Origin of the sequence: Arthrobacter sp. NPDC058192, from assembly GCF_042883665.1 — a bacterium.
Lineage (GTDB): Bacteria > Actinomycetota > Actinomycetes > Actinomycetales > Micrococcaceae > Arthrobacter.
Window position 1 is genome coordinate 111,920 of the sequence record NZ_JBHVVJ010000014.1, and the last position, 13,233, is coordinate 125,152.

11 protein-coding genes and 1 pseudogene are annotated in these 13,233 nt (G+C 66.3%); 4 read left to right on the plus strand and 8 right to left on the minus strand.

The window, feature by feature from the left end; translation table 11 throughout:
• Positions 1-4 precede the first annotated feature (4 nt).
• From ACFVVK_RS14895 to ACFVVK_RS14910, 4 genes are read right to left on the minus strand one after another with little or no spacing between them, the layout of a single operon-like run.
• On the minus strand, positions 5-997 hold the full coding sequence (locus tag ACFVVK_RS14895) for a hypothetical protein (RefSeq protein WP_390268348.1): 993 nt from the start codon (positions 995-997) through the stop codon (positions 5-7).
• A gap of 50 nt (positions 998-1,047) precedes the next feature.
• Positions 1,048-2,211 carry an FAD-dependent oxidoreductase gene (locus tag ACFVVK_RS14900; RefSeq protein WP_390268351.1) on the minus strand — a complete coding sequence of 388 codons (1,164 nt, stop codon included), beginning with the start codon at positions 2,209-2,211 and terminating at the stop codon, positions 1,048-1,050.
• Positions 2,204-2,953 carry a class I SAM-dependent methyltransferase gene (locus tag ACFVVK_RS14905; protein WP_390268354.1) on the minus strand — a complete coding sequence of 250 codons (750 nt, stop codon included), beginning with the start codon at positions 2,951-2,953 and terminating at the stop codon, positions 2,204-2,206. The genes ACFVVK_RS14900 and ACFVVK_RS14905 overlap by 8 nt, the downstream gene beginning before the upstream one ends.
• Positions 2,954-2,979: 26 nt before the next feature.
• Positions 2,980-4,230, minus strand: coding sequence for a type III polyketide synthase (locus tag ACFVVK_RS14910; protein ID WP_390268357.1), 1,251 nt, complete (start codon positions 4,228-4,230; stop codon positions 2,980-2,982).
• Between the two features lie 152 nt (positions 4,231-4,382).
• Between ACFVVK_RS14910 and ACFVVK_RS14915 the strand changes: the two genes are divergently transcribed.
• The 4 genes and pseudogenes from ACFVVK_RS14915 to ACFVVK_RS14930 form a co-directional block, all read left to right on the plus strand.
• On the plus strand, positions 4,383-4,832 hold the full coding sequence (locus ACFVVK_RS14915) for a helix-turn-helix transcriptional regulator (RefSeq protein WP_390268360.1): 450 nt from the start codon (positions 4,383-4,385) through the stop codon (positions 4,830-4,832).
• The gene (locus ACFVVK_RS14920) at positions 4,829-5,248 is read left to right on the plus strand and encodes a VOC family protein (RefSeq protein ID WP_390268362.1); all 420 of its coding nucleotides are present in this window, start codon (positions 4,829-4,831) and stop codon (positions 5,246-5,248) included. The genes ACFVVK_RS14915 and ACFVVK_RS14920 overlap by 4 nt, the downstream gene beginning before the upstream one ends.
• A 144-nt stretch (positions 5,249-5,392) precedes the next feature.
• The gene (locus ACFVVK_RS14925; protein ID WP_390268365.1) at positions 5,393-7,783 is read left to right on the plus strand and encodes an ATP-binding cassette domain-containing protein; all 2,391 of its coding nucleotides are present in this window, start codon (positions 5,393-5,395) and stop codon (positions 7,781-7,783) included.
• A 43-nt stretch (positions 7,784-7,826) separates the two neighbouring features.
• Positions 7,827-8,252 (plus strand): annotated as a pseudogene (locus ACFVVK_RS14930) (HIT family protein); the annotation flags it as partial.
• Positions 8,253-8,304: 52 nt separating this feature from the next.
• On the opposite strand, the gene ACFVVK_RS14935 reads toward ACFVVK_RS14930, so the two are convergent.
• The 4 genes from ACFVVK_RS14935 to ACFVVK_RS14950 all read right to left on the minus strand — a co-directional run bounded on the left by ACFVVK_RS14935 (position 8,305) and on the right by ACFVVK_RS14950 (position 12,361).
• Positions 8,305-9,402 carry an ATP-binding protein gene (locus tag ACFVVK_RS14935; protein ID WP_390268368.1) on the minus strand — a complete coding sequence of 366 codons (1,098 nt, stop codon included), beginning with the start codon at positions 9,400-9,402 and terminating at the stop codon, positions 8,305-8,307.
• Between the two features lie 165 nt (positions 9,403-9,567).
• Positions 9,568-10,173, minus strand: coding sequence for a dihydrofolate reductase family protein (locus ACFVVK_RS14940; RefSeq protein WP_390268371.1), 606 nt, complete (start codon positions 10,171-10,173; stop codon positions 9,568-9,570).
• 126 nt (positions 10,174-10,299) lie between these two features.
• On the minus strand, positions 10,300-11,190 hold the full coding sequence (locus tag ACFVVK_RS14945) for an RNA polymerase sigma-70 factor (RefSeq protein WP_390268374.1): 891 nt from the start codon (positions 11,188-11,190) through the stop codon (positions 10,300-10,302).
• Positions 11,191-11,194: 4 nt separating this feature from the next.
• Positions 11,195-12,361, minus strand: a complete 1,167-nt coding sequence (locus ACFVVK_RS14950) for an NAD(P)/FAD-dependent oxidoreductase (protein WP_390268377.1) — start codon at positions 12,359-12,361, stop codon at positions 11,195-11,197.
• Positions 12,362-13,233: the final 872 nt, after the last annotated feature.

Consider the following 13,233-nt stretch of genomic DNA (forward strand, 5'->3'; position numbering starts at 1 on the left):
CAGACTACTGGCGGGCGCACGCCGTTGTAACAAAATCGTAGATCCGGCCTCGAAGCATGTCGCCGGCGCCGACCTTCACCACACCGCTCCGGCCGGCGACGCTGATGTACAGCGGAAGGAGCGTGCCCACCTTGTCCTCCGCTACGGCATGGGGGTCGCAACGGGCGGCCCGGATTCCCATCCGCAGTTCCGTTGGGGAGCCGCCCGCGCGGACTGTCAGGGCCCGGGGCCAGGGCGCAGCCGGGGCCTCCGCCAGCAGCGTGGTTTCCTGAACGCGGTCGATGACCAGCTCATGCGCCGTGCCACCGCCCGCATCTGTTTGCCCTGCGTCCGCCCCTGGGGCGGCCCGGGGCGTGATCATCAGGCGCACGACGGCGGTCCGCCCGTCGGCGCCGACCTCCAGTTCCGGGGCCAGTCCGATCGCGGCGACGGCCGAGGCCGCCCGGGCCAGGCACATTTCGGCGTTGTTCCGCGCCAGGACGCCGAAGGGATCTGCAGCCGGCGCTGTGGTGGCAATACCTGTGCCAGGCACCGTCGCCCCGGGCACCGCCACCCGGACAGACACAACGGCTCGCCCTTGGTCCACCCCGGGTTCGGTTGGCGGCGCGCTTTGGCGCGGACTGCCGCACTCCGGCGCCGGCAACTGTGCCGCCAGGCTCTTCGTTTGCCCGGCCGGAAGCTCGATCCCGCCCCCGCGCGCCGGCCACGTGATCGGCGCGCCAAAGAGCGGAGTGGTCAGGTCCGCGCCGAGGACAGTCAGGGCACTGCCGGTGGTGTTCGTCAGTTGGATCTCGATGATCTGCTTGCTGTAGTTGTCACGGAACTGGTTGATTTGCGCAGCCACCTGTCCGGTGGCACTGGCCGTCGCCGTGGGGCTGGTGCCAGCCGTGCTTCCGCCGTCACCCGCACTGCAGGAAGAGGCGGCGCCCAAGACAGCCAGCGCGGCCACGGCACACACCATGATGCGGTGCCGGTGCGTCGCGGGGAAGCCGTCCATGCGCACATTTTATTACCGTGCGAACTGCTGCGCGTGGGCGGCCAGCATCCTCAGTGCATGGTAAACCGGCGGGCGATCCAGGCATTCACCGCCGGAACCGCGCCCACGCCACCGATGGCCCGGTTGCGCGCCGCGAGAAAACCGTCCGCGAGGGGCCGGCCCAGGGCCATGTTGATTTCCGCCTGCCGTACAGCCTTGGCCGCCGCCCTCGTCCGGTCCCGTTCAAAAGTCCGCAGACGAGCAGCGATATCCTGGCCGCGCACCGCCGCCGTCACGATCGGTGCCAGCTCCGCCGCATCCAGCAAGCCCAGGTTCATGCCCTGGCCGCCGATCGGACTGACCTCGTGGGCCGCGTCGCCGATCAGCGCCATCCGGCCGGTCACCATCCGGCGGGCCAGGCGCGTCCGGACACCGAAACTGCTGAGCATGCTATTGGATGCCGGGTCGATCTCCAGTCCCGTCCGTGCACGCACGCAATCCATCAGCCACCGGGCGTCGCCTCCCTGCCGGACAGCAGTAAGCTCGCCGCGGCCCAGCCGGGCCACCCAGCGGCGCCGTTGGCCCGGGAGGGGGAATGATTCCACGATGCCCGCGCCGGACAGGAACAGTGCGGCGTCCGGACCGAACCCGGTGGCGTCCGCGAAGTCACCCATGAAGTAGTTGTCCGAGTAGTCCTTTGCGCGCAGGGGGACGCCCCGCAGGGCCCGCGCGGTGGACCGCACGCCGTCGGCGGCTATGACCAGCGGCGCCGCGTAGTGCAGTTCACCGCTGCCCAGTTCAGCCCTCTGCGATGCTGCCTCCGCGGTGACCCGACCGCCGTCGTCGGAAATCCGGGTGACCCTGACGCCGCGGTGCACGGCGCCGGCGTCGAGCTCACTGACGCGCCGTTCCAGCAGCGCCGCAGTGCGCCCCTGGGGCAAGGACAGGACGAACGGAAAGCGGTCCGAGACCCCCGCAAAGGACATCTCGGCAAGGGTCTTCCCGCCGGCGATGGCGACTCCCCGGCGGATCTGGACGCCCTCGGCCACCAGGGCCTCTGCAACTCCCGTCCGGGCAAGGGCGGCAAGGGCCGGCGGATGGATGCCGATGGCACGCGAGTGCGCTTCCGGAACGGTGCGCTGCTCGAGGACCTGCACCTCCACGCCGTCCTGCAGCAGCAGCGCCGCCATGAACAGCCCCACCGGACCGGCGCCGATGATCAGCACATCAGCCACTGGCCGCGGACCGTCCGGAGTGGTTGACGGCGGTGGTGTCGAGTAGCAGCAGGTTCCGGAACGGGGCGTGGCGGGCCACCGTCCAGCCCGGGGGAACGGCCGCGGCCAGCTCGGCGGCGGTGTAGCTGCGCCGGATCGAAGTCAGCCCGTCCTGCCTGATGTAGGACCCGGTGAACACCCACGAGCCGGCATAGAAGAGCGCGTAGGCCGCAGGGCTGCGGCGGATGTCGTTGTGGATCACTGTGCCCCGCGACAGCATGGCTGATTCGGCCAGGAACGTTGCAAGCCCGTCAAGGTGGTGCAGTACGGCGTTGGACACCACGACGTCGAAACGGCGGCCCTCTTCGACCAGCTCCGCCGCTGTGGCCGCGCGGAAGGCGACGCCGGCAGCCGCGTGCCGGCCGTTGGCGAACAGGCTTGCGCGCCCATCCGGGTCTATGCCGGTGACGTCCAGGCGCAGCCCGTCCCGGGCGGCCCATCGATTCAGTAGCACAGGCACGTCCCCGCCGCCGCAGCCGATGTCCAGAAGCGAGGTGGGGGAGTCCGCCGACAACCGCGGCCGCAGCCAGGTCCGGTAGATGCCATGCCAGCCCGCGACCACACGGTTGACGGGCGCGAACTGGGCATAAGTGCGCTCCAGCCGGACGGGGTCGCAGTCGGGGCGGTCCATTTCCTCGACGGCGTCTGTTGCGCGGTCCCGCAGTACGGCCGCGCGGAGCTGTTCGGAACTGAACGGACGCATGCCTGGCGGTTTCAGGGTGGCCGCTGTCAGGCCCGCACCGGGACGGGTTGCGCCGCTTCCGCCCCGGCCGCTTCGGCTTCTTCCCCCGCGGCGGGCTTCGGGGCAGGCAGCCTGGTGAAGAGCGCCGTTTCCACGGTGAGGCCCGGCCCGAAGGCCATCGAGCAGATCCGTTCGGTACCGGGCGCGGCGGCGCGCTCGCCGGTGCCGTCCCCGCCGTCCCCGCCGTCGTCCGCCGGCGGAAGGTCCAGGATGTGCTTGATGACGAACAAGACGGTTGCGCTGCTCATGTTGCCGTAGTTGCGGAGAGTCTCGCGGGCCGGGACCAGCTGTTCATCGCTGAGGCCCAGCCTGGACTGGACCTTGTCCAGGATGCTCCGGCCGCCTGGATGGATAGCCCAGTGCTGGATATCCCGGTACGGGAGTCCGTGCAGTGAGGTGTCGCGGGAGAGCAGCGGTTCGAGGGCGCCGATGATGTGATCGTCGATGATGTGCGGAACGTAGTTGCCCAGCACCATCTCGAAGCCTTCGTCGCCGATGTTCCAGGCCATGGATTCCTCGCCGACCGGCGTCAGGACGGTTTCAAAGTGATCCAGCTGCAGCAGCGCCGGTTCCCCGGGGATATCCCGGGCGGTGACGATGGCCGCCGCGGCGCCGTCCGCAAACAAAGCCGATCCCATGATGGTGTCTGGATCGTTGGAGGTCCGGACGTGGAGGGAGCAGAGTTCGGCGCAGACCACGAGCACCACCGCTTCGGGGTCCGCCTCGCAGAAGGATTTGGCGGCCCGCAGCGCCGGGAAGGCGGCATAGCATCCCATGAAGCCGAGGTGGTACCGCTGCACGGCGGGATTCAGGCCCAGGGCCCGGACGATCTTGTAGTCGGGGCCGGGATTGAAGAATCCGGTGCAGGACACGGTGACCAGGTGGGTGACGTCCTTCAGGTCGACGGCCGGACATGCCTCCAGGGCTTTTTGGGCTGCCTCGATGAAGAGCTTCGTGGCTTCGGTGGCGAAGATGTCGTTGCGGACCTTGGTGCTCGGGCTGAGCAGCAGGCCGGTGTCCGGGTCGAAGAACTGGGGATCTTGCGCCCGGCTGTCCGTGGTGAGTTCTTTGACAGCCGTATGCCGGGTGTCAATCGCTGCGGAGTCAAAGCAGGTATTGACGAGCCGGGATCCGAGCCGGGTAAGGCCGGGCTGGGCCGCGAACACGGACCTGGCTTCGGGCTGGATCAGGATGGTCGGCGGGACTGCTGTTTCCAAGGACCTCAGGTAGACCGTCATGGTTCATTCTCAGCGAGCCCGCCGTCAAAGACAATGGCATCCAAAAGACAGGCATCAAAAGGCAACGGCACCGGTCGGACATTCGTCGCCGGCTGCGGGGCGCGGGCCATCGCAGCTAGACAACGCTGCCGTGCCGTAGCAACATCTCACATGTGAGCACCAGAGCAAGCTCGGCGGAACGCCTGCGCGATCTCGCGCTGTTGCGCCGCGTCCGTGACCGGATCGACAGGGAGTTCGCCCAGCCCCTGGACGTCGAGGCGCTCGCACGCGGCGCGCACATGTCGGCCGGGCATCTCAGCCGGGAATTCCGCCTTGCCTACGGCGAGGCACCCTACAGCTACCTGATGACAAGGCGCATCGAACGTGCGATGGCGCTGCTGCGCCGCGGTGATCTCAGCGTCACCGAGGTCTGCTTCGCGGTTGGCTGCTCGTCACTGGGTACCTTCAGCACCCGGTTCACCGAGCTGGTCGGCGTGCCGCCGAGCGTCTACCGGCGCCAGGCGGCCCGCACAACGTCGGGGATGCCATCCTGCGTGGCGAAACAGGTCACCAGACCGGTCAGGAATCGAGAAGTGCCAGCCCGGGAGCCGCAACTAGCATGAGTGCCATGAACATCAACATTCACGCGAGTTTCCTCCCACACAACGACCCGGACGCCGCCCTGGCGTTCTATCGTGACACGCTCGGCTTCGAGGTGCGCAACGACGTCGGGTACGGCGGGATGCGCTGGATCACCGTCGGCCCTGTGGACCAGCCCGGCACCTCGATCGTGCTGGAACCGCCCGCTGCCGACCCCGGCATCACCGACGACGAGCGCCTCACCATCGCCGAGATGATGGCGAAGGGCACTTACGCCCGTATCCTCCTGGCCACCAAGGACGTGGACGGCACCTTCGACCGGCTGCAGGCCAGTGGCGCCGAGGTCGTCCAGGAACCGACGGACCAGCCGTACGGGGTGCGCGACTGCGCCTTCCGCGATCCCGCCGGCAACCTGATCCGCATCCAGGCACCCAGCTAACCCCTGCGCCGGTGCGGAAACGCCAGACGTCGGGCTCAACATGGGTCTGGTCCCGAGGCTGGTTTGATCCGGGAACTGGTTAGATGGAGCAAAGTGACGCTGACGGAGGCCGCAGTAGCGGCCCGCGAAACAGATGGAGAGACCATGAGCATGGCCACGACGGCGGACACGGAAGCGGCTGCGAACCACGTTGCGGACACCCACGATTTGATCCGCGTGCAGGGCGCACGCGAGAACAACCTCAAGGACGTCAGCATCGAGATCCCCAAGCGCCGGCTGACGGTCTTCACCGGCGTCTCAGGCTCGGGCAAGAGCTCACTGGTGTTCGGCACCATCGCCGCGGAATCGCAGCGCATGATTAACGAGACTTACAGCGCCTTCGTGCAGGGCTTCATGCCCAACCTGTCGCGGCCCGAGGTGGACCACCTCGAGGGGCTGACGACGGCGATCATCGTCGACCAGGAGCGGATGGGCGCGAACCCCCGCTCCACGGTGGGAACTGCCACCGACGCCAACGCCATGCTCCGGATCCTCTTCAGCCGGCTGGGATCACCGCACGTGGGGCCGCCCACGGCGTTCTCCTTCAACGTTCCGACACGGAAGGCCAGCGGGGTGATGAGCACCGAGAAAGCCGGCAGGGTTGAGAAGAGCGTGGTGCACGGTGCGGTCTACCTGGGCGGCATGTGCCCGCGGTGCGAGGGCATGGGCTCGGTCTCGGATTTCGACCTCACCGCGCTGTACGACGACACCAAGTCACTGGCCGAGGGTGCGCTCACGATTCCCGGTTACAGCATGGACGGCTGGTACGGCCGCATCTTCAGCGGCGCGGGCTTCGACATGGCCAAGCCGATCGCGAAGTTCACCAAAAAGGAAATGAACGACCTCCTCTACAAGGAACCGACCAAGATCAAGGTGGAGGGCATTAACCTCACCTACGAGGGCCTGATCCCGAAGATCCAGAAATCCATACTCTCCAAGGACGTCGACGCGATGCAGCCGCACATCCGGGCGTTCGTGGAACGGGCCATCACGTTCCAGGCCTGCCCCGAGTGCGACGGCACCAGGCTCAGCCCCGAGGCCAGGTCATCGAGGATCCAGGGCAAGAACATCGCCGACCTGTGCCAGATGCAGATCAGCGACCTCGCCGCGTGGGTCCGCGGGCTCAACGAGCCGTCGGTCGCACCCCTCCTCAAAGGCCTGCAGCACCTGCTCGACTCGTTCGCTGACATCGGGCTGGGCTATCTCTCGCTGGACCGTCCGGCCGGGACGCTGTCCGGTGGCGAGGCGCAGCGCACCAAGATGATTCGGCACCTGGGCTCGTCCCTCACGGACATCACCTACGTCTTCGACGAACCGACCATCGGGCTCCACCCGCATGACATCGAACGGATGAACCAGCTGCTGCAGCAGCTGCGCGACAAAGGCAACACCGTGCTCGTCGTCGAGCACAAGCCGGAGACTATCGCCATCGCTGACCACGTGGTTGACCTCGGACCGGGCGCGGGCACGGAGGGCGGCAGCGTCTGCTTCGAGGGGAGCGTGGAGGGGCTGCGCGGGAGCGGCACCATCACCGGACGCCACCTCGACGACAAGGCCACGGTGAAGCTAGCAGTGCGTACACCGTCAAGCCGGCTCGGCGTGCGGGGGGCCTCGACGCACAACCTCAAGGGCGTCGACGTCGACGTTCCCCTCGGCGTACTTTGTGTGGTCACGGGTGTCGCCGGTTCGGGCAAGAGCTCGCTGATTCACGGCTCTGTGGCCGGCCGCGACGGGGTTGTGGTCATCGACCAGGGCGCCATCAAGGGCTCGCGGCGCAGCAACCCCGCCACGTACACGGGCCTTCTGGAGCCGATCCGCAAGGCGTTCGCGAAGGCCAACGGGGTGAAGCCGGCGCTGTTCAGCTCCAACTCCGAAGGGGCCTGCCCCACGTGCAACGGCGCGGGCGTCATCTTCACCGAACTGGGCGTCATGGCCACCGTTGAATCCACCTGCGAGGACTGCGAGGGCAAGAGGTTCCAGGCGTCGGTCCTGGAGTACACGCTGAACGGCCGGAACATCGCCGAGGTGCTGGCGATGTCGGTGACGGAGGCCGAGGCGTTCTTTAGCGAAGGAGAGGCCCGCACACCGGCGGCGCACAAGATCCTCGACCGGCTCGTGGACGTCGGGCTCGGCTACCTGACCCTCGGCCAGCCGCTCACCACCCTGTCCGGCGGCGAGCGCCAGCGCGTCAAGCTGGCCACACAGATGGCGGAGAAGGGTGACGTCTATGTCCTCGATGAGCCCACCACCGGCCTGCACCTCGCCGACGTCCAAAACCTGGTGGGCCTGCTCGACCGGCTCGTCGACGCCGGCAAGTCGGTCATCGTCATCGAGCACCACCAGGCTGTGATGGCGCACGCCGACTGGATCATCGACCTCGGCCCCGGCGCAGGGCACGACGGCGGCCGTGTCGTTTTCGAGGGCACACCGGCGGACCTCGTCGCCGGCCGCCCCACGCTCACCGGCGAGCACCTTGCGGCCTATGTGGGAGCCTGATGGCGGGACCGCTGCCAGGCGGGCATGAGAGCGGAAGAAGGCGGACATGGAGCATTGTGACTTTTGCGCGATCGTTGACGGCACCGAAAAGGCGCACATTGTGTACCGCAGCGAGGAAGCTATCGCGTTCTTTCCGCGCAAGCCAGTCGGCCGCGGGCACACTTTGGTGGTCCCCGTCGCCCACATCCCCAATTTCCTGGCAGCCCCCGACGCGGCCGCTTCGCGGCTGGCGGCCTCTTGCCGGGCAGTCGGTGCCGCCCTTCAGGACGCCCTGCGGCCTGAAGGGATGAACCTGATCACCTCTGCCGGAGAGGCGGCCACGCAGTCGGTCTTCCACCTCCACTACCACCTCGTCCCCCGGTGGAAGGGCGACCGGATGGGGGACTTCTGGCCGGGCGGGGAGGACGCATCCGACGACGCCCCGGAGGCCCTCGCGGCCCGGATCCGCGACGAGCTCTCCCGGCCCTGACGCGGGACCCGGGGCCGCACCTTCCAGGGAGCTGGCCGCCACTCTTGTTCGGCTAGGTTCCGGTTTGGGCCCGCAGGTGCTGACGCAGGCCGGGAATGGCGAAGTCGACCTTGCCGTGGCCCGCCGCTTCGATGAGGCCCGCCGCCAGGAGCCGGGACCGGTAGTTGGCGACGAGGTTGGTTTTGGCCTTGATGCGCCGGCCGATGTCCGCTGCGGTGGAGGGTCCGTCGTCGTCGGCCATGGCGCGCAAGAAGTCCATGTCCCGGGCGGAGGCGGCCGAAAGAGCCGCTTCGATCACGGTCCGCGCGTGGCGGCGGTGCGCTGCCCGGATGGCGAGATCGACCTCCTCGGCGGTGAGCGCGCCGTCGTTGTTTTCGGCTTCCCGCCAGAGGAAATACCCCACAAGTTGGATCAGGAAGGGGTAACCGCCGGTGGCCTCGGCGGCGTAGCGGACGAGCCCGGGGGAGACGGACACGCCTGCCTGGCGGAAGGTTGCAGTGTACGAGTCTTCGACTTCCCGGACGGCTGCGGCATGAAGGTCGATCTTGTCCGCCCGCCGGAGGAAGGTCGCCACCCCCTCATTGAGTAAGTCCGACACCGCGGCCGGGAGGCCCGCAAAGACCAAACCGATGGGTAGCCGGTCCTGGATGAAGTGCTGGACGCTAGCGGCCAGTTGCGCGATTTCGTTGCGGTCTGCCGCATGGATCTCATCCACAGAGATGATTAAGCCTGATTTGCGTTCGTCGAGGAGCCGCAGGAGCTCGACGCCGAGGGTCCGCCAGGCGACCTGGCGCTCGGGTGGGAGCTGGGTGGTAATGCTGAACCCTGCCGCGGAGATGGCAGTGATGCGCCGGGACTGTGGACCGGTGCCTAGTTCTTCGGCGAGACCTCGCATGGACTCGCCGATGCGGCCCATGAAGCCTTCCGTGGCCGTTTCGGAAATGACCGCCCAGCCCTGCTCGCGGGCCGCGTCGTGGGCGGCGCCAAGCATGACGGTCTTGCCGATGCCCCGGGCCCCCGTGAAGATTGTCAACAGGCCAGGAGCCCCGGCGCCGAGGCGCAACCCATACTCGAATTCATCGAGCACCCCGCTTCGCCCGAGGATCTCCGGGGGAGTGGCACCGGCCGAAGGGCGGAACGGGTTGTCCAAGGAAGCTCCTGTGAGTCGGTGTGTATCTTGTGAGTTTGCTTGAACTACTCTACCGAATCCTGTGAGTTGCAGTGAGGCTTGTGTGTTTGCGGCCGGCGGGGGAGCGAGACGTGCCGCCAGGAGGCGTCGCCACTTGGGGCGGTGCGCCGTGGAAGCCGAGCAGGCTCAGCCCGCGCCGGCCCGCCGGTATGTATTGACCAGGACTCCGGAGGGAAGGGCGCGGGTCTCGGCCAGCGAGAGCTTGGTGAGCGCGAACCCGTTGGAGAACAGCTGCTTGCCGGTGCCCAGCACGAGCGGGTAGACACAGAGCCTGTACTCGTCGACCAGGTCGTGCTCAGCCAGGGTCCTGATCAGCTGGGTGCTGCCCCACACGCGGATCTCGCCGCCCGGCTCCGCCCGCAGCTTCTCCACCGCAGCCGGCACGTCGGGGCCGAGAAGCTGCGTGTTCTTCCAGCTCAGCTCGTTCAGCGTGCGCGACGCAACATACTTGGGGATGCGGTTGTACCTCCTGGTCAGCTCTCCCTGCAGGCCCTCGGCGCTCTCGTCCCAGACACCCCAGGAGCCAGCAAAGATCTCATACGTCCTGCGGCCAAGCAGCAGCGCTTCAGTCCTGTCCTCCCAGCCCCTGACGAGGTCCCCGACCTCCGGGGCGTTGTACCAGGTCTGCCAGCCGCCGTACTCGAAGCCGTTGTCACGGTCCTCGTCCGGGCCGCCGCCCGCCTGGACCACGCCGTCGAGAGTGATGAACGCCTGCACCACGATCGTGCTCATATCCGGTTCTCCTTTGTCCGGTCCGGGACTTGCCTTCTCTTTTCGCTGCTCTTCCCTGCTCTTCCCTGCGGTCAGTCTGGGACCGATTCGACTAGGGAATCGGCAACGTGTCAAGGACGTTTCCCCTCACGCCCGCGGAGGCGTCCGGCTGAGCTGTCGCGTTCTGGTGGCCTCCCGGAGTTTGTCCGGGTTTCTGACGAGGTAGAGGCCGGTCACATGTTCATTGCCGGACTCCACGATGACTACGAGGTCAACGACATCTCCGCTGTAGATGATGATCGCCGGCATCGCGTTCACTGACGACAATTCAATCCGCATGTTGGGGACGGGCGTTCTGGAGATACCCACTAGGAATCGGGTGATGTTGTCCGCGCCGATCACGGGCTTGCGGGCTGCCGTGACCTTCCCGCCACCGTCCGAGAAGAGGACGGCCCCGGGAGCAAGGACGTCCATGAGTGCCTGGACGTCCCCACCAAGGGCCGCGGCGATAAACCGGTCGGTGACCGCCTTCTGCCGGTGGGCGTCCACTTCGAAGCGTGGCTGCCGCGCGTGGACGTGCGCCTTTGCTCTGCTGGCTATTTGGCGGACTGCTGCGGGTGACTTGTCGGTGGCTTCCGCGATTTCTGCATAGGGAAAATCGAAAACCTCGCGGAGGACGAACACGGCTCGCTCATCGGGGGAGAGGGTCTCAAGGACCACGAGCATGGCCATTGACAGTGAGTCACTCAGCACCGCGTCCTCGGCAACGTCAGGGACTGTCACTACGGGTTCCGGAAGCCAAGGGCCGATGTAGTCTTCCCGGCGCCGCTGCGCCGTGCGCAGGGAATTCAGTGCTTGGCGGGTCACGGTTTTGGCCAGATAGGCCCGCGGGTTCCCTACGGCGCCGGCATCCACTCCCGACCACCTCAGGTAGCTGTCCTGAACGACATCCTCGGCGTCCGTGACGGTTCCGGTGATTTCGTAGGCGATGGTGAAAAGCAGGGAACGGTGTTCCTCAAAGACGCTTGCGGCTCCCACGGTCTTAGCCTGCAGCCGTCGGCAGCGGCCCCTTGGCCCACTTGTACGAACCGCTGCGGCGAAGCTCGCCTCTGATCCAGCCCAGCGTCATTCGGCAGATCTGCTCTTTTGCCATCCCGCCAAGACGGCCCCGAACGACCAACGATCGCGGCCGGTCGTCGGCCGTAACCGTCTGGATCAGCCCGGAGTGGCGTCCGAGGCTGATGCATTTCACCACGAACCCCGCCGACACAGGAGCAGGAGCCTGGTTCCGCAGGCGGGCGATGATGCTGTCTGCTGCATGTGCGCCCAGAGGCAGGGCCGCCGCGCAGCTCATGCGCAGATGACCGGCTACCGAGTCCGGGATTCGAACAGCATCGCCCGCCCCGAAGATGTCGGGATATTGCGGACAGGACAAGGATTCATCGACCACGAGCCTGCCCTCTGCATCCGTCGGCAATCCGCTGTCACGGGCCAGGGCCGGTACACCGAACCCTGCGGCCCAGATCGTGCAGTCGGACGGCAGGGTGTCCCCGCCCGACGTTCGAATGGACCACTTGTCGCAGGTCTGCACGCCGGTATTGTCCATCATTTCGACGCCGAGTGCCGCAAGCCGCCTCCGCACCGCGTGTCTGCCCGAGGCGGAAAGAGTGTCGGCCACGGCTCCGCGCGAAATGAGGCGGACCTGCAGCCCTGGGTACTTTTCGGCAATTTCCGCTGAGAGTTCGATGCTGGTCAAGCCGCCTCCAATGATGCTTACGCGGGCGCCCTCTTCCAGTTTCGACAGCCTGGTTTGTAAATGGGCTGCGGATTCGGCGTTCGCCACTCCGTAGGCCCCGACCGGTGCCGTGGCGGCCTGGGTACTGCCGACGGAGTAGAGCAAGGCGTCATAGCTGAGCGGTGCGCGGCCGCTGGAAAAGTGCACCCGGCGGTTTATCGGATCGATTTTCACGGCAGTGTCCTCAATGAGGTCCGCACGCTGATTCAGAACCGTCCCCATTGGCACTGCCGCTGATGTCCTGCTCCCGGCAGCAACCTCATGAAGCCGGATGCGTTCAATGAAGTCGGCAACTGGGTTGACGACGGTAACACGGACGGATTCAGAAAGTTGCTTACTCCCCGCGAGCCTGTTCGCCGCCATCACCCCGGCATACCCGGCCCCGATGATGACGACCCGAAAACGTGCTGACACTTCAACTCCCTTCGCTAAAAACCGTGCCTTGAACATAGGACACCGCCGAGGCCCGAGATGTGACACGGCAAGGGGAGCTCGTCGGGGGAGAGCCAGTACTCAAGGACCCCCGCCACCCAATCGAACTACGGGAGGGCCAGGACCGTCGGGCACCACGCGGGCTTTTAGCAAGTCAGTATTCGCAGATTTCTTGATCTTGCAGCGCAGCAGTACGACGCAGTTTTCGGACGGGGTGGCATCGACCAGCGACAGGTTCTTGCGAATCCTCGAAGCGTCAGGTCAAAGGCTGAACGCGCCGTGAATTACGCGGGCGGATGTGGGCTGCATGCCAGACCGACGATTGGGGTGCGCATGGATTTCAGAACGAGACTGTTGATCGCCGGCGCTTTCATTGCTGGCCTGAGCGGTTCACTCGGCTGCTGTTCGTAGCGGCCAAGCTTCACGTCATCTTTTAGCCAGATCTTTTGAGTGGAATCGTGAATCGTTGCAGCTGTCGTCCAATAGATTCCCCGAGTAGATCCACCGCCAAATGACTGACTGATCTGGGGAAATAGCCCTGGAAACGGGAGATCTCGCAACTACTCCTACGCCAGTACATTGAACGCCGATAATCGACATTATGTCAAGTAGAAGTAATCCGGTTGCAGAATTTGCAGATTGGGAGCCGCTGATACCCACTCCCCGGTTTCGGCTGCCTGGACGCCGAAGTCCGTGCCGTTACCAAGGATCCGGGGCCGTCCGACGGCGCGCCGGGCGTGTAAAGGTTCACGGGGACTAGTGACACCAACGATCAGCAAGAAATTTGCAAACGTTTCAGCGTCACGCCGATAGCGGCGCCGCAGGACATGAAAGTCGGAATCTCTCGAAACGTC

Bases quoted from the DNA above. Each gene is read 5' to 3' on its own strand.
- ACFVVK_RS14895 (WP_390268348.1), bottom strand. From the start codon at position 997: ATGGACGGCTTCCCCGCGACGCACCGGCACCGCATCATGGTGTGTGCC.
- ACFVVK_RS14920 (WP_390268362.1), top strand. From the start codon at position 4,829: ATGAGTGCCATGAACATCAACATTCACGCGAGTTTCCTCCCACACAAC.
- ACFVVK_RS14925 (WP_390268365.1), top strand. From the start codon at position 5,393: ATGAGCATGGCCACGACGGCGGACACGGAAGCGGCTGCGAACCACGTT.
- ACFVVK_RS14910 (WP_390268357.1), bottom strand. From the start codon at position 4,230: ATGACGGTCTACCTGAGGTCCTTGGAAACAGCAGTCCCGCCGACCATC.
- ACFVVK_RS14940 (WP_390268371.1), bottom strand. From the start codon at position 10,173: ATGAGCACGATCGTGGTGCAGGCGTTCATCACTCTCGACGGCGTGGTC.
- ACFVVK_RS14905 (WP_390268354.1), bottom strand. From the start codon at position 2,953: ATGCGTCCGTTCAGTTCCGAACAGCTCCGCGCGGCCGTACTGCGGGAC.